General features: G+C 65.8%; 20 protein-coding genes. 13 read left to right on the top strand and 7 right to left on the bottom strand.

Going from position 1 to position 21,937, the window contains the following annotated elements; genetic code table 11:
* Positions 1 to 8: 8 nt before the first annotated feature.
* From ABZ942_RS28480 to ABZ942_RS28470, 3 genes are all read left to right on the top strand, one after another.
* Positions 9 to 809, top strand: coding sequence for a molybdenum cofactor biosynthesis F family protein (locus ABZ942_RS28480; protein ID WP_357387195.1), 801 nt, complete (start codon positions 9 to 11; stop codon positions 807 to 809).
* A 14-nt stretch (positions 810 to 823) separates the two neighbouring features.
* Positions 824 to 1,219, top strand: coding sequence for a nuclear transport factor 2 family protein (locus ABZ942_RS28475; protein ID WP_357387193.1), 396 nt, complete (start codon positions 824 to 826; stop codon positions 1,217 to 1,219).
* 162 nt (positions 1,220 to 1,381) lie between these two features.
* A complete protein-coding gene (locus ABZ942_RS28470; RefSeq protein ID WP_357387191.1) occupies positions 1,382 to 1,702 on the top strand; it encodes a hypothetical protein in 321 nt (106 codons plus the stop codon).
* Positions 1,703 to 1,855: 153 nt separating this feature from the next.
* Here ABZ942_RS28470 and ABZ942_RS28465 read toward each other — a convergent pair whose 3' ends face one another.
* The 3 genes from ABZ942_RS28465 to ABZ942_RS28455 all read right to left on the bottom strand — a co-directional run bounded on the left by ABZ942_RS28465 (position 1,856) and on the right by ABZ942_RS28455 (position 6,052).
* Positions 1,856 to 2,119, bottom strand: coding sequence for a hypothetical protein (locus tag ABZ942_RS28465; RefSeq protein WP_357387189.1), 264 nt, complete (start codon positions 2,117 to 2,119; stop codon positions 1,856 to 1,858).
* Positions 2,120 to 3,051: 932 nt separating this feature from the next.
* The gene (locus ABZ942_RS28460; RefSeq protein ID WP_357387187.1) at positions 3,052 to 3,975 is read right to left on the bottom strand and encodes a helix-turn-helix domain-containing protein; all 924 of its coding nucleotides are present in this window, start codon (positions 3,973 to 3,975) and stop codon (positions 3,052 to 3,054) included.
* 556 nt (positions 3,976 to 4,531) lie between these two features.
* Positions 4,532 to 6,052: a GMC family oxidoreductase N-terminal domain-containing protein gene (locus ABZ942_RS28455; protein WP_357387185.1), complete on the bottom strand. Its 1,521-nt coding sequence runs from the start codon at positions 6,050 to 6,052 to the stop codon at positions 4,532 to 4,534.
* Between the two features lie 59 nt (positions 6,053 to 6,111).
* Between ABZ942_RS28455 and ABZ942_RS28450 the strand changes: the two genes are divergently transcribed.
* Entirely contained in the window at positions 6,112 to 6,852 is a 741-nt protein-coding gene (locus ABZ942_RS28450; protein WP_357387183.1) for a GntR family transcriptional regulator, read from the top strand.
* A 1-nt stretch (position 6,853) separates the two neighbouring features.
* Here ABZ942_RS28450 and solA read toward each other — a convergent pair whose 3' ends face one another.
* The 4 genes from solA to ABZ942_RS28430 are packed head-to-tail and all read right to left on the bottom strand — an operon-like array spanning position 6,854 to position 12,700.
* Entirely contained in the window at positions 6,854 to 7,975 is a 1,122-nt protein-coding gene (gene solA / locus ABZ942_RS28445) for an N-methyl-L-tryptophan oxidase (RefSeq protein WP_357387181.1), read from the bottom strand.
* Between the two features lie 18 nt (positions 7,976 to 7,993).
* The gene (locus ABZ942_RS28440) at positions 7,994 to 9,127 is read right to left on the bottom strand and encodes a tyramine oxidase subunit B (protein WP_357387179.1); all 1,134 of its coding nucleotides are present in this window, start codon (positions 9,125 to 9,127) and stop codon (positions 7,994 to 7,996) included.
* Between the two features lie 13 nt (positions 9,128 to 9,140).
* Positions 9,141 to 10,781: an amidohydrolase gene (locus ABZ942_RS28435; protein ID WP_357387177.1), complete on the bottom strand. Its 1,641-nt coding sequence runs from the start codon at positions 10,779 to 10,781 to the stop codon at positions 9,141 to 9,143.
* A gap of 14 nt (positions 10,782 to 10,795) precedes the next feature.
* The gene (locus tag ABZ942_RS28430; RefSeq protein ID WP_357387175.1) at positions 10,796 to 12,700 is read right to left on the bottom strand and encodes an FAD-binding monooxygenase; all 1,905 of its coding nucleotides are present in this window, start codon (positions 12,698 to 12,700) and stop codon (positions 10,796 to 10,798) included.
* Positions 12,701 to 12,802: 102 nt separating this feature from the next.
* On the opposite strand from ABZ942_RS28430, the gene ABZ942_RS28425 reads away from it, so the two are divergent.
* From ABZ942_RS28425 to ABZ942_RS28385, 9 genes are all read left to right on the top strand, one after another.
* Positions 12,803 to 14,287, top strand: coding sequence for a fumarylacetoacetate hydrolase family protein (locus tag ABZ942_RS28425; protein WP_357387173.1), 1,485 nt, complete (start codon positions 12,803 to 12,805; stop codon positions 14,285 to 14,287).
* Positions 14,269 to 14,964: a GntR family transcriptional regulator gene (locus ABZ942_RS28420; protein ID WP_357387171.1), complete on the top strand. Its 696-nt coding sequence runs from the start codon at positions 14,269 to 14,271 to the stop codon at positions 14,962 to 14,964. Before ABZ942_RS28425 ends, ABZ942_RS28420 begins: the two co-directional genes overlap by 19 nt.
* Before the next feature lie 15 nt (positions 14,965 to 14,979).
* Positions 14,980 to 16,497 carry a 5-carboxymethyl-2-hydroxymuconate semialdehyde dehydrogenase gene (gene hpaE / locus ABZ942_RS28415; RefSeq protein WP_357387169.1) on the top strand — a complete coding sequence of 506 codons (1,518 nt, stop codon included), beginning with the start codon at positions 14,980 to 14,982 and terminating at the stop codon, positions 16,495 to 16,497.
* 38 nt (positions 16,498 to 16,535) lie between these two features.
* The gene (gene hpaD, locus ABZ942_RS28410) at positions 16,536 to 17,624 is read left to right on the top strand and encodes a 3,4-dihydroxyphenylacetate 2,3-dioxygenase (RefSeq protein WP_357387935.1); all 1,089 of its coding nucleotides are present in this window, start codon (positions 16,536 to 16,538) and stop codon (positions 17,622 to 17,624) included.
* Between the two features lie 11 nt (positions 17,625 to 17,635).
* Entirely contained in the window at positions 17,636 to 18,421 is a 786-nt protein-coding gene (gene hpaH, locus ABZ942_RS28405) for a 2-oxo-hept-4-ene-1,7-dioate hydratase (protein WP_357387167.1), read from the top strand.
* A complete protein-coding gene (locus ABZ942_RS28400; RefSeq protein WP_357387165.1) occupies positions 18,406 to 19,212 on the top strand; it encodes an HpcH/HpaI aldolase/citrate lyase family protein in 807 nt (268 codons plus the stop codon). The genes hpaH and ABZ942_RS28400 overlap by 16 nt, the downstream gene beginning before the upstream one ends.
* Before the next feature lie 24 nt (positions 19,213 to 19,236).
* Positions 19,237 to 20,652: an aldehyde dehydrogenase family protein gene (locus ABZ942_RS28395; protein WP_357387163.1), complete on the top strand. Its 1,416-nt coding sequence runs from the start codon at positions 19,237 to 19,239 to the stop codon at positions 20,650 to 20,652.
* A 92-nt stretch (positions 20,653 to 20,744) separates the two neighbouring features.
* Positions 20,745 to 21,344, top strand: coding sequence for a TetR/AcrR family transcriptional regulator (locus tag ABZ942_RS28390; protein ID WP_357387161.1), 600 nt, complete (start codon positions 20,745 to 20,747; stop codon positions 21,342 to 21,344).
* Between the two features lie 153 nt (positions 21,345 to 21,497).
* Positions 21,498 to 21,917, top strand: a complete 420-nt coding sequence (locus tag ABZ942_RS28385) for a helix-turn-helix transcriptional regulator (RefSeq protein WP_357387159.1) — start codon at positions 21,498 to 21,500, stop codon at positions 21,915 to 21,917.
* Positions 21,918 to 21,937 lie beyond the last annotated feature (20 nt).

Here is a 21,937-nt window from a genome sequence, read left to right as displayed (position 1 = left end):
AGATGACGATGGCCGAAGTACCGGATCGGTCCCCTGCTGACTGGAAGGAGATGGACGACTTCGCCGCCGGGATCGACGGCAACCGGATATCGCCGACCGATCGGCTGACCGGCCAAGGGTGGCTGCTGCGCCGGTCCGACGAGGTGGTGACCGAGCTGCGGTTCCGCTCCGCCGATCAGGTGCGGTGGGCGCGCGATTCGGATTCGGGCACCGATTGGTATCAGGCGATCGAGGTCTGCCCCGAGGTGTTCTTTCTCGACCAGACCTTCGCCGACCGGCCGCACGTCAGCGAGGTCACGGTGCTGCACCTGCCGACGGCGCGCACCGTGACGATCGAGTCGACTATCGCCGAGCAACCGACTCCGGGTGTCCCGCAGGTGTCGCAGCGGTTCGTTGCCGGGGTTGTCGATCCCGGCGACGGACGCGCCCCGAGTGGCCACATCCCCGGTCCCACCCGCGATCTCGTGGGCTGGCGTGCCCTGTACCGGTACAGCCCGAACCATCTCTACGAGCACGTCTACCTGAGCTCCGAACGCTACTGCTGGCAATGCCTGGTCGGCGAACAACGCGGTCACGGCGACGTGGACCTGGCCACCACCTGGAAACTGGCGGACGACTTCTACGTATTCACCTTCCGCGAATTCCTGATCCCCGTCGCCGCGACCTGGCTCTACGATCTCGCCGCGATGCGTTCCACCGGAAAGTTTTTCGGCATCGGCCACGGCGGCGCAGTGCGCAACGCCCCCGGCGGCGCCCACATCACCAGCCTCGGCCGAGTGCAGTATCCCCAAGACGGACAACCGATTTGAAGGTGAGAGACGGTATGAACCCTGACCTCGAGGTGATCACGGCCCACTACGCGGCCTCCGATCGCGGCGACCTCCCCGGCATGCTCGCCCCACTGGCCGCCGACGTGGCGTGGACCGAGATGGCCGGCTTCCCCTACGCAGGCACCTACATCGGCCCGGATGCGGTGCGCGACAACGTCTTCGCCCGCATCGCCGCCGAATGGGACGGCTACACCGCCGCGGTCGACGAGATCGCGGGCGCCGGAACCGGCATCGTCATCGGAATCGGCAACTACTCCGGCACGTTCCGGGCGACCGGGAACTGGATGACTGCACGGTTCGTCCACGTGTGGCGGCTGTCTGCTGCAACAGTCGTACGCTTCGAACAGTTCACCGACACCGCAGCGGTCCAGGCGGCCATGCGGCCCTGAATCGAGTGGGACCGCGCGACCGAAGCTGAGATCGTATTGATGGTATGAGGAGCACTACCCATCCATACCTACCACCTGAAACGAATATCCGGTCGTACCGTAACCACTGGACCGCGGACTGCCATCCAGCCCGCGAGTCCGCCTCGTAGAAACGAGTTACATATGAGTCTGCGTACGGCCGCACTATCCGGCGTGACTGCGTGCTTCCTCGCCGCCGCCACGCTGGCGATCTCCACTCCAACCGCACAGGCTGACAATGGTCTGCCCGCCGTTTCAGCAAACATCGTCTCTAGTCGTGGCAATGCCACCGTCAACCCGGTCAGGCCCATCGAGCAGGCTAAGCCAGACAACAGCAAAGGCACCGGCGAGGACAAGAGCAAGAGCGGGGACAAAGGAAAAAAGGATAAAAAGCAGGCACGCCCAATCGGCTGCAGCAGCAGTCCCTGCCCATCCTATTGCTACACCTGCACAGGCCCAGGCTAGGCCGCAGGTCTAGGCTATCTACGCGCTCCATCGACAATCGATTGTTTGTTGAACACCGACCAGATCAGCCGAGATCGCGAGAACGACCACACCGGCCGGTGTTCAACAAACGATTCGAAAACGGTTAGTATTCAACAATTCCGGTCGAACCTCCTATCCGGCCACGCGGCAACAGTCCGAACGGCCCCCTCCCACGATCTCGGCGCCGATTCCGGGCATGAACTGTTCAGTGAACGCGTTGTCCGCGCCGATGCTGCCACCCGGATTGCCGAACATCCGATTGCCGAACCGAGTGGCAAACATCCACTCGTGTAGCCGTTCGCCCGCATGACCGAACGGCACCTCGGGCGCTTGGCCTTCACCGGTGGCGAAGCCGTCGAGTGAGACAGAAAAGTTGTGGATCCGGACAAGGGACATCAGATACTCCGATCGGCCAAGCGGTTGCACTTCACAATCACCGATGGAACCATGTACGACAGTGATTGCCTATTGCAACCATTTCTTCCACGCGACTCGCGAAGTGTTACCGATGGCCCCCCAGCCCAGCCACGATCCGGCTGTCCGATCAAACGCTGCCGTCGAAGATCTCGACGCCCCTGGTCCACACTGATCCTTCGCGACGTCATGTTCGACGACCGGCGCCACTTCCGAGATTTGCTGCATCGCCCCGGCGCCCAATACCCTCAGCGTCCAGCCGTGTTCCTGCCCTCAAGAGTCTTGGGCCGGTGAGCAAGTCGGGTTCGGCGTAGTCGGTGATGCCGATTCCAGTCAATGCAGTGCACTTGACGTACGTTCCGACCTCTTGACGCACGCTGCAACCTACGTCAAGAGGACGCTTTGTACGTCAAGTCGTCGTGGCTGCGTTGAGTCGAGTCAAATGTCGTTCGCGGGATCGAGTCGAGTCAAAAGGTCGTTGTTGAAGAGCAAGTAGCGACCATTTGACTCGACTCGATTTTCTGAATGCCTTTGTCGCGCAACGGCGGGCACGAAACGGCGCTGGAACCGGCGATTGCGCACCGAAGTTGTCTTCCGAAGGTCTCGATACGCCACCACAGCCGGCCAGCCAGGAAGACCGCACCGCGCGCCTGACCGTACGGGGAAGGACGGGTACGGCACACGACGCGCTCAGCAGTATCAGGTAATACAAAGGATGCGTACACCTTCACGAAGAGTCTCCACCAACCAAACCTCGGCGGCACCAGCGAAATCGGACACCACAGGGGTCCTTGCACACGTGCTCAATCACTGAAAGAGACAGGCGCGGACAGCTCCGGCAAAAAACGTGTCATGACGATCGACCTCCCGGAGCTGCCCACACCGACGGTGATGACCCGCCATCCAAATCTCGTCTAGTCACCAGCATCAGGCAGCGGAAAGTTGCCTATTCCGTTGAGGATTCGGTACTCGCGAGGTGGCATGCCGTAGGTCAGTTTGAACAACCGGCTGAAGTGGGCCGCGTCGACGAAGCCGCGCCGTGCCGCCACGGCGGCGACCGTGAGCTCGTACAGGGCGGGATCGGTCAGGTCGGCGCGGCAGCATTCGAGTCGTCGTTGGCGGATCCACCCGCACACTGTGGCCCCCTCGGCGCGGAACAGCTTGTGCAGGTAGCCGAGTGACAGGTGTGCGGCGGCCGCTGCCATCGCCGGAGAGAGTTCTGGGTCGTCGAGGTGGTTTTCGAGGAACGCCTTGACTCGGGATAACACGCCGCCGGTGGTTGCCGCCGGATCTGTGCCTATGTGCGCTGCCAGCGAAGTCGTCACTAGGTCGATGACGGTGTCGGCCAGCCGCAGTAGCTCGAGAGTTCCGAATTCGTTTGTGCGGGTATTCATTCCAGCCAGTAGCGCAGACAGCAGCACGGTCCCGGGGTACTGCGACAGCGCGGTGGCGGTGATCGCGTCGACTCCGGCCATCGGCAGCCGCAGCACACGGTGCGGAAACACAGCGACCCGCAAGCGGCAGGCGGTGTCGAACAGCATCCGGTAGGGCTGCGACATATCCAGCACCGCAACGTCACTCGGGCCGATCCGAACCTGACGTCCGCCTTGGTTCAGCAGGCAGTTCCCCTGAACCGGCACCAGCACTTTGTAATACGCCTCGATGCCGTCGCGGACCGCACGGTGCGCGATCACAGACACCTCCGCGAACACCAACTCCCCCGCCGCGTGCCCGCGGACGCGACCACGAAAGCTCGCCGGGTCGTCGACCACCAGGTCCAGTGGCGAGCACGTCTCGGCGCGGTCGCTGGCTGCACCGATACGGGTCAGAATCGTCATCGCCCCATGCTGCCGGGCGCACACACCCGCCAGTCGCGGAATCGCCGACCCGTGCAATACCAGACAACCCACTGTGCCTTGCGGGACAAACATATTCGCGCCACCGCACCAGCACCATCAGATGCACCCTCGACGCCTGTCAGGACCGCCATCACCCCACGCTGCCCGGCACACACCCATGCCCCGGGAATCGGCGGCCCCGTGCAGTACCGGATAATTCACTGTGCTCCTGCGGGACAAGCAGATTCGCGCCACCGCACCGGTGCAATCAGGGTGCGCTGTCAATGCCTGCCAGAACCGTCACTACCCCGCACCGCCCGGCGCACACACCCGCACCCCCAGGGAATCGGCGGCCCACGCCGCACCGGACAACCCACCATGCCCTGCCGGACAAACACATTCGCGCCACCACACCGACGCAATCAAGTGCAGCGTCAATGCCTGTCGGGCCGTCATCACCCCGTGCTGCCCGGCGCACGCACTCGCCGCTAACGCAATCGGCGGACTGGGCGTGATCGGGTAACCCGCTGTGCCTTGCCGGGCACGCGGATTCGTCCTACCGGGGCACCATCAAGTCCGCGGCTCGTTCGGCGATGACCATGGTTGGCGCGTTGGTGTTGCCGGTCGTGATGGTCGGCATCACCGACGCGTCGGCGACCCGCAGTCCCGCTACCGCACGCACCCGCAGGGCGGGATCCACTACCGCCTCGGGGCCAACGCCGAGCGCACATGTCCCGCTCACATGGTGGTAGCTGATGACTGTCTGACGGATGTAGTCGCGCAGGTCCGTGCCCGCTCGCACCCCGGGGCCTGGATACTGCTCGACCGTGCCCCATGCCTGCAGCGCGGGCGCGGCACCGATCTGCCTGCACAGCTCCACCGCGTCGGCCAATCGGTATAGATCCGGCGGCGCTGCAAGCACTTTCGGGTCGATCAGGGTCGGCCGTTCGGCACCGGCCACGGTGAGCCGCCCGACGCTGTCGGGTCGAATCAGTCCGGCCATGAGCGAGAATCCATTGCCGGGCCCCGACATCCACGGCTCGTACAGCGGGACGCTGAAATGCAGCGGCTGCACATCAGGCGCCGCTAGACCCGGCTCGCTGCGCCAGAACAGCTGTGTCTGCGCGTGTGGCAGCCCCGGTGTGTGCACGATCTCGCGCTCGGCGCTGAAGATCACCGGCACCAGCCAATGGTCGCGCAGGTTTCGGCCGACACCAGGCAGATCGGCGATCGGCTCGATACCGGCCGCCCGCAGCTCGTCGGCGGGCCCGATACCCGAGCGCAGCAGCAACGCGGCCGAATCGATCGCGCCTGCGGTCAACACCAGCTCGGCCTGCGCTGATGCCCGAAATGGGTGGCCGTCGATGCTGCCGGTCACGCCAACAGCCCGGCCCTGCCGCACCAGGATGCGATGCACCCGCGCGCCGGTGCACACGCTCAGCCTCGAATTGCCCAGTACCGGTTTGAGATAGGCATCGGCGGTGGTCCTGCGCAGTCCGTCGCGGAGGGTGAACTGAGCCCGCCCCGCACCGTCTTGCACCCCGCTGTTGTAGTCGGGATTGGCGGGCACCCCGGCCTGCTCGGCTGCTGCCAGAATGGCCTCCTGGATCGGATCGACCGCATAGTCACTGAGCACATCGAGCATTCCGGCGGTGCCTTTGACCCCGGAGTCGTCGCGGTCGTAACGCTCGATCCGCCGGAACAGCGGTTCGATCTCCCGCCACGACCACCCGGGATCGCCGCACCCGGCCCAGGAGTCGTAGTCGGCCGGGTTGCCCCGCACGTAGATGGTCGCGTTGAGGGCGTGCGAACCGCCGAGCACCCGCCCGCGCGGTATATGCAGGCGACGACCGGCCGCGTGCGGCTGGGCGACGGTGAAATAGTCGTAATCCTCGGCCGCATGCCACAATTCATGCATCCGCTGCGGGTCGTGAATGGCCGGATTGGTATCGGCCTGGCCCGCTTCGAGCACCAGCACGGTGGCATCGGTGCGGTCGAGCAGCCTGCGCGCGACCACCGAACCAGCCGTGCCCGCGCCGACGACGATGTAGTCGGCGTGCAAGTCGTAATCCGTCACCCGATGGATCGTCGCTGCCTGTCCGGTCTCGGCGCAGGTCCGGCCGCGACAGTGTGCGCGTGAAGTCAACGGATGGACACCGGCTGCGCGATGCCGCGCGGCGAAACGGCCGCAGAATCATGGTTATGGAAGGCGATGCCGGATCCAAACACGAGGCCGCGTACGAGCTCATCCGGTCCCGCATCGTCGCAGGCGAGTACGGGCCGGGATATCGCCTCGTGCTCGAGCAGCTCGCCAGGGAGTTCGGCGTGAGCCCAGTGCCGGTGCGCGAGGCCGTGCGCCGGTTGGAGGCCGAGGGGTACGTCGAGTTCATCCGGAATGTCGGTGCGCGCGTGGCGCATCTGGAAACCGGTGAGTATCAGCAGGCCATGCAGACCTTGGCGGTGTTGGAAGGGTACGCGACCGCCGCGGCGGCCCCGCGGATGCGCAAGTCCGACATCGCCCGCGCCCGCACCCTCAACCAGCAGATGTCGCAGGCCCTGACCGCTTTCGACCCGGCCGCCTTCACCGAGCTCAACCACCGCTTCCACGACGTGATTCTGCGGCGCTGTCCCAATTCCCACATCCGGGCGCTGGCGGGAGCCGAGTGGGCCCGGCTGGACCGGGTGCGCCGGACCTCGTTCGCGTTCGTGCCCGGCCGCGCGCACGGATCGATCGCCGAACACGAGCATCTCGTCGACCTCATCGAGACCGGCGCCGATGTGCGCGAGATCGAATTCGCCGCCAGGGACCACAAACTCGGCACGCTACGTGCCATCGCCGAACGTACCGCGCCGCAGGACCGCCGAGCGAAGTCCTGAGTCACCTCGGGTGCGCGGACAGCGCAAAACTGGGCTCCCAGAGCATATTTGAGGTTCCGGTAACGAGATCGGCGGCGATCTCGCCGAATACCGGCGCGAATTTGAAGCCACGTCCTGAAAACGCGGTGAGCAGCATCATTCCGGTGTCCTCGTCGAGATCGACGAGCGGCAGGTCGCCGGGCGCGCAGAGGTCGTGATGCATCGAGTAGCGGACCGGCTCCGGGTTCAGATCGGGGATGAACTTCGTTGCCCACGTGCTGATTCGGCGTAGGTCGTCGCGACTGAACACCGGGATGTCGTCCGGTGACGGGATCGCGGCCCACAGCGGCTCCGTCGCCACCTTCACGCTGTAGGAGTCGTGGCTGGGTGTCCCGTACAGGTGCACACCGTCCTCGTCGCGGATGAACACCGGAAAGCGATCCGCGGTGAACCACTCGGGATGATGTGGCATGAACCAGGTGAGCGACAGCGGCAGGATCTGCAGGAATCCTTGGAGATCCGGCCGGAGCCGAAGGGTCCAAGATCCCGTTGCCACCACAACTTTGGCGCAGGTGACCCGGACCTCGGGCGTCACCAGCTCCAGCCGACCGCCGCGTTCGTCGAAGTCGGTGACCTCGGCGTTCGTAATCACCCGCGCACCATGGGCTTTCGCCGCGTCGACGGCGGCGAGCACGCTCGCCTCGGGATACAGACTGCCCGCGTGCTGGTCGAACACAGCGACGGTGTCGTCGTCGACGCGGTGTTGCGGGTACCGCGCGCGCAACGCCGCCGCGTCGAGCACCTCGTGCGGTAAATCGAACTGCTCGGCCGAGGCGATGGACTTGGCGATGCCGCCCGAGCCCGCCGGGCCGATCTGCAACGCGCCGCACTCGTCGTAGAGGCGCCTGCCGGTTTCCCGCGCCAACTCCAGCCACAGCTCGCGCGCTCGCCGCAGCCGTGGCACGTACCGCGGCCCCTCGTGCACGGCGGAACGGAACAGTCGCGAGTCCCCGGAGTACGAGCCGCGCGCGTGGCCGATACCGAACTGTTCGATACCGATCACGTCGAGACCGCGTTTTGCCAACTGCCACAGCGCCATCGAACCGGCGCTGCCCAATCCGATGACAACTACGTCAGCATCCATTGCTAAATCCTTCCGCTGTCATGCCAGTGCGGGCGACTGCCACAGGTTCAAGGTGGTGCCGATCCCCCGTCGCACGGCGTTTCGATACACCACCGTTCCCCAGGCGACGTCCTCGACGGGCATACCGCCGACCGAGAGGAGCACGATCTCGTCGTCATCGCGGCGACCCACCTGGGCTCCGGCCGCGATCGCGCCGAGATCGACCAGATCGTCCTTGCGCATCGCCCCGTCATGAATCATGTCCATGAATTTGCACCCGATGATCGGGATCGTGTTGTGCGACGGGTACCCGGTTTCCGCGGCCCACGCCTCGTACAGGCGGACGTTGTCGACAACCTTGCGGACATCCGGCGCCTGCATGGACGTATCGATGTCGCACGGGGCGGGCATGCTCAGAAACGCGCCCGGCCGCACCCAATCACGAACGACGGTCGGATAATTCGCGGGATCACCGGGCACACCAGTGGTGCAGAAGGTGACGATATCGCTGTCGCGTACCGCGTCCTCGATAGTGTCCACGGTGGTCGTTTCGAGCTGGGGGAACTCCTCGGCAACCCACTTGATGAAGGCGTCGATGCTGCCCTGACCGCGCCCCTTGATCTTGACGGTATCGAGCTCCGGACAGGCCGCGACGAAGGCGGCGAGCGAGGTCCGTGCCATCACACCGGGGCCGACAATGCCGACCACGCGTGCGCCCTGGCGCGCCAACAACCGAGCACCAACCCCCGGCACCGCGCCGGTTCGGTAGGCGGACAACAGATTTGCCGACATGAGCGCGAGCGGTGCACCGGTATCGGTATCGCTGAGCAGGAACATCAGAATCGAACGCGGTAATCCCTTGTCGCGGTTGGCGATATTCGATCCGTACCACTTCATCCCGCTGGTGCCGAAGCTACCGCCGAGGTAGGCGGGCATCGCCATGAACCGTCGTTCCGCGGTATTGGCGGGCATATTCGGGAACGGCGAGTCGTCCGGGAACGTGATCATCGCCCCGTGCGAGTCGCTGTTCGGCCCTGCCATCCGGTAGTCGCCCCGGTGCAGCAGCACGAAGGTCTCCTGCATGGCGTCGACGCAGGCGGGCATGTCGGTGACTCCGGCCGCGATCATGTCGGGTTCGGACAGGTAGAGAAAGTCGATCGAGGGCGTATCCATGCTGCTTCCTTGACTACTGCGCCGCGTGGTGGACCGGATGTCCGGCGAACCAGGTTTGTACGGACTTGATGTCGACCAGTTCGGCCGGGTCGATCGCGAACGGATCGCGGTCCAGGACAGTGAAATCGGCGGACTTGCCCGGCGTGAGCGACCCGGCGACAGCGCCGAGTCCGCTCGCCCGCGCGACGCCGATGGTGTACGCCCGCAGCGCCTCGGTCACCGTCAGCGCTTGCTCGGCCCCCAGGGTCCCGGGGAACGCCCCGGTGGGGTCGGCCCGAGTTACCAAGCCCTGGATGCCGATCCACGGATTCGGGCTCGGCGTGACCGGCCAGTCCGAGCCGCCGGCCAGCAGCACGCCCGAATCGAGCAGAGTCCTGTTGGGGCACATCCGAATTGCGCGATCACGCGGCAGGCACTGGCAATGCGCCTCGAAGATGACACCTGGAAACCACAGCGGCGGTGAAAGATCCGCGACGACGTTCAACTCGGCGACCCGAGGCAGATCCGCCTCGGCGATGTACTCGCCGTGCGCGAGCTGCACGATGGTGTCGGCATGACCGACGGCGCGGATCTCGGCCACCGCGTCGAGCAGCATTCGGACAGCGCCGTCTCCGGTGCAGTGCACCTTGGCGCCGAGCCCTCGCCGGGCCACCTCGAGCAGCCAACCGGTGAGTTCAGCGGGCGTCATCGCACTCTCCCCCACCCACCTGTCCCCGTGCTCCGCGTCGGGCAGGTATGGCTCGAGGAACAGCGCGGTGCGTGAGGTGGGCACGCCGTCGAGGAAGATCTTGACGAAGTCGGGCCGGTGATGGGTGGTCCGATACCGTTCGGCAGCGTCGAGCAGCGGGGCGCCGATCGGGTCCGTCCCGAAGATCCGATCGTTGATCTGCGCCGATGTCACGACCCAGGCCTGCAGATCGCCGCGACGGTCGAGGTCGGCGAGCGCGCGCAGCATCGGCAACGACGCCGCGGCATCCTGAAAGTGCGTGATGCCGAAGCCGTGCAGCAGGTCGATGGCTCTGCGGCAGCCCGCGGCGTCGAGCGCGGTGCTGTCGCCCAGCGACGCCGCATACGCCCGTTCCACCGGAATGAGCGCCGATTCGATGAGCAGACCGACCGGCTCGCCGGTTACCTGATCGCGCACGATCTCGCCGTCCACGGGATTCAGGCTGGACGTGCTGATACCCGCCAGTTCCATGGCGCGCGAGCTGACCCATCGGTTGTGGCAGCTGTCATCGCGAAGCAGCACCGGCCGTCCCCCGGCGGCCCGGTCGAGACGACGCAGCACATCAGGAGTCGAAATAGATTGCGCCAGTGTGCTTCCCCAGCCTCCGCCGACTACCCAGGCTTCGCCGTCGAGATCGGCTGCCCATTCCGCGACGGACGTGAGTACGACGTCAAGTGATGCGGTCGCGTCCAATGCCAACTCGAACAGGTCGGCGCGGCCTGCCACGAGATGGTGCGTGTGCACGTCACCGAGGCCCGGCATGACGAACGCGCCATCGTGATCGACCACGGTCTCGCGACCGGTCAGCTCGCCGGTCGTGGGATCCAGCGCAACGATGATGCCTTTCCGGACCAGGAACGACGAGGCGTGCGGTGCCGATTCGTCGGCTGTCCACACCGTCGCGTTACTGTGCAGCGTTTCAGACATAATGCCATCCCATGTCATGAGAACTCCGGCGGCGACAGCAGGATCTTGTCGAAGAACTCGGCTAATTCCGTGGTCGCGGTGAGCGGAAGAACCGCTGCCACATACTGATCCGGACGCACGACGACCACAGCGCCGCGGCGATCGATGCCACGTTCGGCAAAGATGTCGACCTGCGGGTCGGTCGCGTACACCTTCTCGTAGTCGACCAGACGAAACGGCCCGACTGCCGGCAGGAAAGTCGTTGGCACAGTGCCGAGGTCAACGCCGGTGTGTCCCTGTCGATAGATCACCTTCACGTCGAAGACGCTGTCGACATCGGCGTCCTTCGGCGTATACGCGACCAGAGGAGACTCGGACGACGTGCCGAGCCACTGCGCCCACCGGTCGAGCGCCGAGACATCGATCCCCACGGCGGTCGGATCGGCAGCGAAAGCGTAGATGCGCCAACGACCGTCGGCTCTGTGGTGATGCCCGAGGTGGACAGGATTAGCGTCGGCGACCCGAACGACGGGCGCCGATTTGAAGCGCTTCCCGATCGGAAAACCGCTGGCCAGTCTCTGATGGGTCGGTGCGCCGGTGATCATCGACCGCTGATACTCGGTCATGAATCCGGCCGGGAATTCCGCGGTTTTGACGTAGAAGTCCTCGAGCTCCGACGGCGACTCGAACTCCTCCGGGCGCTTGGCCATCATGCTCGACCATGCCCGGTCGAAGTCGATGAGATGCTGCGCAATCACCTGTCGCTCAGCCGAATACGTCGCGAGCAGGGCTTGCGGGCTGCGGCCCGACAGCACATGGCCGAGTTTCCAGCCGAGGTTGAATCCGTCCTGCATCGAGACATTCATGCCCTGCCCGGCCTTGGCGCTGTGGGTATGACAGGCGTCGCCGGCGATGAACACCCGCGGCGTCCGGGTGCCCACCGCGTCGACCGGCACGTCGTCGAAGCGGTCGGTCACCCGATGGCCGACCTCGTAAACGCTGTGCCAGGCCACATTCCGAACGTCGAGCGTGTACGGATGCAGGATCGCGTTGGCCTGCTCGATGATTGCTTCGATGCCCGTGGTGCGCACCTCGCCGTTATCGTCCTCGGCGACCTCGCCCAGGTCGACGTACATGCGAAACAGATAGCCGCCCTCCCGCGGGATGAGCAGAATGCTTCCGCCGAAACCTGACTGGATGGCGCACTTGGTGCGGATATCGGGGAAGTCGGTCACGGCCAGCGCATCCATCACGCCCCACGCATGGAAGGCTTTATCCCCCTTCGGTATACAGCCGATGGCGGCGCGCACCCGACTGTGCGCCCCATCCGCACCGACCACGTACTTCGCGCGCACCGTGCGCGACTGCCCTTCTCGTTCGCCCGCGGTGTGGACCAATGTCACGCGCACCGGATAGTCACCGTCGGTGATCTCGAGGTCGCGGAACTCGTATCCGTAGTCGGGCCGCATCCGCGTGGGCGCATTGGCCATCACCTCGGCGAAGTAGTCGAGCACCCGAGCCTGATTGACCAGCAGATGTGGGAACTCGCTGATGCCGGTCGGATCGTCCAGGGTCCGCGCCGCACGGACGATCCGCGCCGGATCGTTGGGATCCGGCTTCCAGAAGGCCATTTCGGTGATGCGGAAGGCTTCGGCGATGATGCGCTCCGCGAACCCGAACGCCTGGAACGTCTCGACACTGCGCGCCTGGATGCCGTCCGCCTGCCCGATGGCCAGGCGGGCCGGGCGCCGTTCGACGATACGGGTGACGACGGTGCGAAACTGAGCCAGTTGAGCGGCGGTGATCATGCCCGCCGGGCCGGTGCCGACGATGAGCACGTCGACGTCGTCGGGAAGTTCGTCCGGTCTATCGAGGCCGACACCGGCAGCTGGTTGGACTCGCGGGTCGGTGGACACGTAACCGTGATGATGAAACTGCACTGTTCAGACCCTCGCCATTCGAACTGCGATCTGTGTCACTTGCGACGTGCGTCACCGATAATATACGATTTGAGATACGATGCAAAGCGGCTAGGGAGGCACATGAAGATCGACCACGATGCTGGTGATCGTCGGTTTTCCGCGCTGCCGACCAGGCCCGGCAAGATCATCGCGATCCATCTCAGTTATGCCTCCCGTGCGGATCAGCGGGGGCGTCGGCCTGCGCACCCGTCCTACTTCCTCGAGCCCAGCAGTTCGGTCGCGGCCACCGGCGGCGTTATCGAACGGCCAGCGGGGACAGAGCTTTTGGCGTTCGAAGGCGAGATCGCGCTGATCATCGGAAGTCTCGCCCGTCGGGTGCCGATCGAATACGCGTGGAAGCATGTCGCGGCAGTGACCGCCGGCAACGACTTCGGGCTGTATGACCTGCGGGCCAACGACAAGGGATCCAACGTCCGCGCCAAGGGCGGCGACGGCTTTACTCCGCTGGGGCCGAACCTGATTGATGCACGGACGATCGAGCCCGCAGCGCTGCGCGTGCGCACCTGGGTCAATGGCGTTCTCGCCCAGGAGGACAGCTCCTCGGGCCTGATCTTCCCGCTCCCCCAGCTTGTTTCGGATCTCTCGCAGCACTTCACGCTCGAGCCGGGCGACGTCATCCTCACCGGGACACCGGCGGGGTCGTCGGTCGTCGCTCCCGGCGATGTGGTCGAGGTCGAAGTCGACGCGCCCGACGCGGTAGGGGCACCGACCTCTGGGCGTCTGGTCACCACGGTCGTACAAGGCACCCACGAGTTCGACGCTGCCCTCGGTTCGCTCCCGTCGGTCGACGATACGCAGCGTATCGAGGCATGGGGATCCCGTTCCGCCGCAGGACTTCCCGAGCTTTCAGTACTCCCCGATGCGCTCCGCGACAAGCTGTCCCGGGTGCCGGTCGCCGCATTGTCACAGCAGCTGCGCAAGCGCGGCCTCAACAACGTATCCATCGACGGCGTGCGGCCGATGCGACCCGGCACCAGGCTCGTCGGCACCGCCAGGACACTGCGGTTCGTGCCGAATCGGGAAGACCTGTTCACCTCGCACGGCGGCGGCTACAACGCACAGAAGCGAGTGTTCGACACCGTGGCACCGGGCGAGGTCATCGTCATCGAGGCGCGCGGCGAGACCGGGTCGGGCACGCTGGGCGACATCCTGGCGCTCCGGGCCACAGTGCGTGGGGCGGCCGGTGTGGTGACCGACGGCGGTGTGCGCGACCACGATGCCGTCGCCGAGATCGGTATCCCGGTCTTCGCCGCCGGTCCACATCCGGCGGTGCTCGGCCGCAAGCACGTGCCATGGGATTGCGACCTCACCATCTCCTGCGGCGGCGCCACCGTCCAGCCCGGCGACATCATCGTCGGCGACGGAGATGGTGTGCTTGTGCTACCCCCGAGCATCGCCGAAGAAGTGGTCGACGATGCTCTCGAGCAGGAGGTCCAAGACGGCTGGATCGCCGAGCAGGTCGGCGCCGGGCACCCGGTGCACGGCCTGTTTCCCCCCGACGCGGAATGGAAGGCGAGGTACCGCCAGTGGCGCCAGAATCGGTGAGTTCCAGTGGCACACAAAGTAAGTCGCAGGTCGCGTATCACTGGCTCAAGGAGCGGATCGCGCGTCAGGAGTACACCCCGGGCTACCGGCTGGTGCTCAGCGCCATCGCCAAGGATCTCGACATGAGTGTGGTGCCGGTGCGTGAGGCCATCCGGCAGCTCGAGGCCGAGGGCCTGGTCACCTTCGAACGCAATGTGGGCGCGCAGGTTTCGATGGTCGACGATTCGCAATATCGGCACAGCATGCAGGCGCTCAGCGTCCTCGAAGGCGCGGCGACAGCGCTTGCCGCCGGGCGATTATCCGAAGACGACCTGCGCCGGGCGCGGGCGGTCAACGATCGGATGATCGAGTCGCTGGACGATTTCGACCCGAGCGCGTTCACCGCACTCAACCACGAGTTCCACTCGATCCTGTTCACCAAGTGCGTGAATCCGCGCATCGTCGCCCTCGTCGAGTCGGAGTGGTCTCGCCTGGGACACCTGCGTTCGTCGACGTTCGCCTTCGTGCCGGGGCGCGCCCACGAGTCCGTGCGCGAGCACGAGAACATCGTGCGCCTCATCGAGATCGGTGCGCCGCTCGGCGAGATCGAGCAGGTCGCCCGCAGGCATCGCGCGGCCACGCTGGACGCCTACCTGGCGCACGAACACCCTGACGAGCCCGGCCTGACGGCCATCTGAACCCCGGAGTCGCTCATGACGAACGCGGTCGCCACCCCGCACACGCCCGCGGACCTACCGGCGCGGATCCAGCACTACATCGACGGTGCGTTCGTCGACTCGGTCGACAACGCCACGTTCGGCGTGCTCGACCCGGTCAGCAACGAGGTCTACGTGCAAGCCGCCGCGGGCAAGAAGGCCGACATCGACCGGGCCGTGATCGCTGCGACCAAGGCCTTCACGGCGGGACCGTGGCCGCGCATGCTGCCCCGCGAGCGGTCGCGCATTCTGCATCGGATCGCGGACCTAGTCGAATCCCGGGACGCTCGGCTGGCCGAACTCGAATCGTTCGACTCAGGGCTACCCATCACCCAGGCGCTCGGGCAGGCGCGGCGCGCCGCCGAGAACTTCCGATTCTTCGCCGACCTCGTCGTCGCCCAGGTGGATGACACCTACCAGGTGCCGGGGCGGCAGCTCAACTACGTCAACCGCAAGCCGATCGGCGTCGCCGGGTTGATCACGCCGTGGAACACCCCGTTCATGCTGGAGTCCTGGAAGCTGGCGCCGGCGCTGGCCACCGGGAACACCGTGGTGCTCAAGCCCGCCGAGTTCACGCCGCTGTCGGCGTCGCTGTGGGCCGGGATCTTCGAGGAGGCCGGGCTGCCGCACGGCGTGTTCAACCTTGTCAACGGGCTCGGCGCGGAGGCGGGCGACGCGCTGGTGAAACACCCTGGCGTGCCGCTGATCTCGTTTACCGGCGAGAGCAGTACCGGGCAGCTCATCTTCGGGAATGCCGCGGCGGCGCTGAAGGGGTTGTCGATGGAGCTGGGCGGCAAGAGTCCCGCCGTGGTCTTCGCCGACGCCGATCTCGACGCCGCCATCGACGCGACCATCTTCGGGGTGTTCTCGCTCAACGGGGAGCGGTGCACGGCGGGTAGCCGCATCCTCGTCGAGCGGTCGATCTATGACGAGTTCGTGGAACGCTATGCCGCACAGGCGAAACGGGTTGTCGTGGGATACCCGCACGATCCGAAGACCGAAGTAGGCGCCCTGGTGCATCCGGAGCACTTCGACAAGGTGATGAGCTACGTCGAGATCGGAAAGTCCGAAGGCCGCCTGGTCGCCGGCGGTGGCCGACCCGACGGCTTCGACACCGGAAACTTCGTGGCACCAACGGTATTCGCCGATGTGAAGCCGGACGCGCGGATCTTCCAGGAAGAGATCTTCGGGCCGGTGGTCGCGATCACGCCGTTCGATACCGACGAAGAGGCGCTGGCCCTCGCCAATGGTGTCCGGTACGGGCTCGCCGCCTACGTCTGGACCAACGATCTGAAGCGCGCGCACACCTTCGCGCAGGCGGTCGAGGCGGGCATGGTGTGGCTCAATTCCAACAATGTCCGTGATCTACGGACTCCGTTCGGCGGTGTGAAAGCCTCCGGGCTCGGCCACGAGGGCGGCTACCGCTCCATCGACTTCTACACCGATCAACAAGCTGTACACATCACCTTGGGCGCAACCAACAACCCGACCTTCGGCAAGCAGGAACCATTGTGACCGTCTCCCCCGAACCCGTCGTTACCGAAGAAGATCCGATCCGCGCGACCAATCCACTCCGCACGCCGAAGGCGACCCCGCCGGATGTGCTCCGCTGCGCCTACCTGGAACTCGTCGTTACGGACCTGGCACGATCGCGTCACTTCTACGTCGACATCCTCGGCCTGGTGGTGACCGAGGAAGACGAGAACACCGTCTACCTACGGTCTTTCGAGGAGTTCATCCACCATAACCTCGTGCTCCGCAAGGGGCCGATCGCCGCCCTCGCGGCATTCGCCTACCGGGTGCGCGGGCCCGCGGAACTCGACCGGGCCGTCGAGTTCTACACCGAGCTCGGCTGCCGCGTCGAGCGGCGCGCAGCGGGCTTCACGACGGGCGTCGGCGACTCGGTGCGGGTCGAGGACCCGCTCGGCTTTCCGTACGAATTCTTCTACGACGTCGAACATGTCGAGCGCCTCGCGTGGCACTACGAGCTGTACAGCCCGGGTGCGCTGGTTCGGCTCGACCACTTCAACCAGGTCACTCCGGACGTCCCGCGAGCGGTGAAATACATGGAGGACTTGGGCTTCCGGGTCACCGAGGACATCCAGGATGCGGGCGGCACGGTGTACGCGGCGTGGCTGCGGCGCAAGTCCACCGTGCACGACACCGCGATGACCGGCGGGGACGGGCCGCGAATGCACCACGTGGCGTTCGCGACGCACGAGAAGCACAACATCATCGCCATCTGCGACAAGCTCGGCGCGCTGCGGATGTCGGACCTCATCGAACGCGGGCCCGGTCGGCACGGTGTCTCGAACGCCTTCTACCTGTACCTGCGCGACCCCGACGGGCATCGCATCGAGATCTACACCCAGGACTACTACACCGGGGATCCCGACAACCCGGTGGTCACCTGGGATGTGCACGACAATCAGCGGCGCGACTGGTGGGGCAGCCCGGTGGTGCCGAGTTGGTACACCGACGCGTCGCCGGTCCTCGACCTGGACGGCAATCCGCAGCCGATCACCATGCGGACCGACGAGTCGGAGATGGCCGTCACGATCGGCGCGGACGGCTTCTCCTACACCCGCAAGTCCGAATCCGGACGGGCGCAGGGCGAGTACAAGCTCGGCGCGCAACTCTGAGAGGAGTACCGGTGCTGTCCACCGAGGACATCGCGGCGATCGCCGACGAGTTGGCGGCCGCCGAACGTGACCGCCGCACCATTCCACTGCTCACTGCTCGCTATCCCGAGATGACCGTGGCGGATTCGTATGCCGTGCAGCACGAATGGCGGCGTCGCGGTATCGCTGGCGGACGTAAGCCGGTCGGACGCAAGATCGGCCTCACCAGCAAGGTGATGCAGGCGGCGACCGGCATCACCGAGCCGGACTACGGGGCGATCTTCGCCGACATGGTCTTCGAGAACGGGTCCGTCATCGAGCACGGCCGATTCGCCAACGTGCGGATCGAGGTCGAACTCGCCTTCGTGCTCGGCGCACCGATCGACGGGCCCGGCGCCACCATCTTCGATGTGCTGCGGGCGACCGAGTACGTGGTCCCGGCGTTGGAGATCCTGAGCTCACGGATCGAGCTGGCCGGACGGACCATCGTCGACACCATCAGCGACAACGCGGCGATGGGCGGAATGGTCTATGGCGGTAATCCATTGCAGCCCAATGCAATCGACCTACGTTGGGTCTCGGCGTTGCTGTACCGCAACGAGACGATCGAGGAGTCGGGTGTCGCTGCCGCGGTACTCAACCATCCCGCGACCGGGGTGGCGTGGCTGGCGAACAAACTCGGCGCGCACGGTGATCGGCTCGACGCGGGCGAGATCGTGCTCGCCGGGTCGTTCACCCGGCCGCTGTGGGTCGAAAAGGGCGACACCATCCTCGCCGACTACGGACCGATGGGAGCGATCTCATGCCGATTCGCCTGAGTCGGACGCTGCGCGACGCGCTGGCCGCCATCGACCGGCCGATGTACGGCGGGTGGATCACCACCGGGTCGGCGGTGGTGGCCGAGATCATGGCCGGGTCCGGGCTCGACTGGGTGCTGATCGACATGGAGCACGCGCCGAACGGATTGGAATCCGTTCTGGCACAGCTCTATGCGGTGTCCGGTTATGCCGTGACGCCGGTTGTTCGCGTGCCCGTCGGCGACATCGTGGTGATCAAACAGGTCCTTGATCTAGGGGCACAGAACATCCTGGTGCCGATGATCTCCACGGCCGAACAGGCGCGCGATGTCGCTGCGGCAGCGCAGTATCCGCCGATCGGGCGGCGCGGAGTGGGCAGCGCCTTGGCACGATCCGCACGATGGAATCGCGTCGACGGCTACCTCGCCCATGGCGCCGACCACGTCTCGGTGTTCGTGCAGATCGAGACCGTCGAGGGGGTCGAGAACGCCCGCGCGATCGCCGAGACCCCCGGCATCGACGGGGTTTTCGTCGGGCCGAGCGATCTCGCGGCCGCCATGGGGTTGCTCGGTCAGCAGACCCATCCTGACGTCACGGCGCAGGTGCGGCGAGCCTTCGCGGAGGTTGTCGCGGCCGGAAAGCCGGTGGGCGTCAACGCCTTCGACCCGGAGCAGGCGGCGGTGTACGCCCACCACGGGGCGACGTTCGTCCTCGTCGGCGCGGATGTCACTGTGCTCGCCCGCGGCTCGGAGGCTCTCGCCCGCCGATTCATCGACTCGCCGCACAACGAGCCGGCCCGCAGCAACTACTGATCGTCCACAGAGAAAGACTTGGCCATGACGTCAACGACCGTCAGCTACGAGAATCTCCTTGCGAACATCACCGACCCCGACGGCCGAGTGATCCCGGACCCCGCGACCGGGGAGGTGGTCGGACGAGTTCGTTTCCAGCCTGTCGAGGAGCTCGACGCGGCGATCGACCGGGCCCGCGCCGCGCAGGGCGGATGGGCCGTGCGCGGCGACGAGGAGCGCGTCGACCTGTTGCTGCGCGCGGCGGACGCGGTCGAGGCCGCGACCGAGCCACTCGCCGAACTGCTTTCGCGCGAGCAGGGTAAGCCGCTCAACGGTCCCAATGCCCGTTTCGAGGTGGGCGCGTGCGTCGGGTGGCTGCGGGCCACCGCAGCGACGACCTTGCCTGGCGAGACACTGGTCGACGACGACGCCACCCACGCGCAACTGCACTACCGGCCACTCGGCGTGGTCGGTGCCATCGGCCCGTGGAACTGGCCGATGATGATCACCATCTGGCAGATCGCACCGGCGCTGCGGATGGGCAATACCGTCGTGGTCAAGCCATCGGAATACACGCCACTGAGCGTGCTCGCGCTGGTCGATGTGCTCAATAGTGTGCTGCCCCAGTATGTTTTGCAGGCTGTCGTCGGTGCAGGCGAACTGGGTGCCCGCCTGGCGAGCCACCCCGGCATCGACAAGCTGATGTTCACCGGATCCACTCGAACCGGCCAGGCCGTCATCAAGAGCTCGGCCGACACTGTGAAACGACTGACCCTCGAACTCGGCGGCAACGACGCGGGCATCGTGCTCCCGGACGTCGATCCGCAAGCGATCGCCGAAGATCTCTTCTGGGGCGCGTTCATCAACACGGGTCAGACCTGCGCGGCCATGAAGCGGCTCTACGTCCACACCGACATCTACGACGCCGTCTGCGCGGCACTCGTCGAGGTGGCCGCGAACGCCCCGATGGGACGCGGGCTGCACGAGGCCAATGTCCTTGGGCCACTGCAGAACCGACAGCAGTTCGACATCGTTGCCCGCCTGGTCGAGGCGGCGCGCGCATCCGGCGCCACGCTCCTCACCGGCGGCGATCCCGATCTCACCGCACCCGGAAACTTCTATCCGCTGACCTTGGTCGCCGACATCGACAACGACAACCCGCTCGTCGCGGAAGAACAGTTCGGCCCGGCCCTCCCGATCATTCGCTACGACGACGTCGAAGCAGCGATCGCGATGGCCAACGCCCTCGACGTCGGCCTCGGGGCGTCGGTCTGGAGCCGCGACAAAGCGACCGCTCGCGCAATCGCCGCCCGCCTCGAGGCAGGCACCGTCTGGATCAACTCCCACGGCGGCGTCCACCCGTTGGTCCCGTTCGGCGGCATCAAGAAGTCGGGTTACGGACTCGAATTCGGCGTCGAAGGCCTTAAATCCGTTGCCGCACCGCAGGTAATCAACGGCTGAGTTTCGCCGGGCGGTCGACACCGGACAGTCCGGACAGATCGGCTCCGAACCACTCGCTAGATGAAACGAGCGTTCTTGTTTAAACTGCGATGATGCCGCGGATCAGCGAGGAGCTCTGGGCGCAACGGCGTCGACATGTGCTGACCAGCGCGTGGAGTTGTTTCGCGCGCAACGGTTTTCATGCGACGTCGATGGATCAGATCGTCGCGGCCACCGGGTTGTCCACCAGTGCGGTCTACCGGTACTTCGCCAGCAAGGACGACCTGATCGACGCGACTGCCGACGAGGCGCTCTCCCTGATCGGCGGCCTGTTCGACGAGTTGCTGGCGGCCGAGCCGACGCCGACGCCCGACCAGACCGTCACCGCATTGGTCGCCGCCCTGCATCGGCGAGGTCAGCACGAGGCCTACGACCTGTCGCAACTCGCCATGCAGGCGTGGACCGAAGCCCTGCGCCGCCCGCACCTGCACGAGTTGGTCCGCAACTACTACCGCGCCACCCATGCGAACTTCACCGAATTGGCGCGGCGGTGGCGCACCGACGGACACCTCGCCGCCACCGCCGACACCACCGCCATCGCCACGCTCCTGACCACCCTGATGCCCGGCCTGATCGTGGTCGAACACCTCGGCGACGGCACCTCCGCCGCACAACTCATCGCCGGCCTGCACGGGTTGACCGGCACCCGCTGAACCCATCCGGCCGCCCTCGCGCGGCCAACCGGGCGACCGGTCCGTAGTTGTCGGATCACGAAAAGCTAACGCAAACGATCGTTGTCGTTTAATCTAGCATCGCGGATCGTTGAACCAGCAAGTTCGGCTGTGGCGGAAGGACTGGGGGAATCAGTGGCCGATTTCGCGGAACGATTGAACAAACTGTTCGCCACCGTGCACCCCCAAGGACGGCCTCCGCATACCAACGCCGAGGTCGCCGAGGCGCTGACGGCGGCGGGCCATCCCCTCTCCAAACCCTATCTCTCCCAGTTACGCTCGGGGCGTCGCAGCAAGCCGTCCGCCGAGACCGCCGCCGCGCTGGCGAAGTTCTTCAAGGTGAAACCCGACTACTTCACCGACGATGTCTACGCCGCCAAGATCGACCACGACCTCGCGCTGCTGGCCCAGGTGCAGGGCTACAAACTGCGCCGCCTGTCCAGTCGCGCCTTCGACCTGTCCGAAGAGTCGCAGAACCTGCTCACGGCGATGGCCGAAAAGCTGCGTGCCAGCGAGGGTCTGCCGCAGATGCCGCCCGACCCCGCCGACGACTGAACCATCGGAAGCTCGAATAC

This window comes from Nocardia sp. NPDC046473, assembly GCF_040645995.1.
Taxonomy (GTDB): Bacteria; Actinomycetota; Actinomycetes; order Mycobacteriales; family Mycobacteriaceae; genus Nocardia.
Note: the sequence above shows the minus strand (reverse complement) of the source record. Positions and strands in the feature narration are given on the sequence as shown.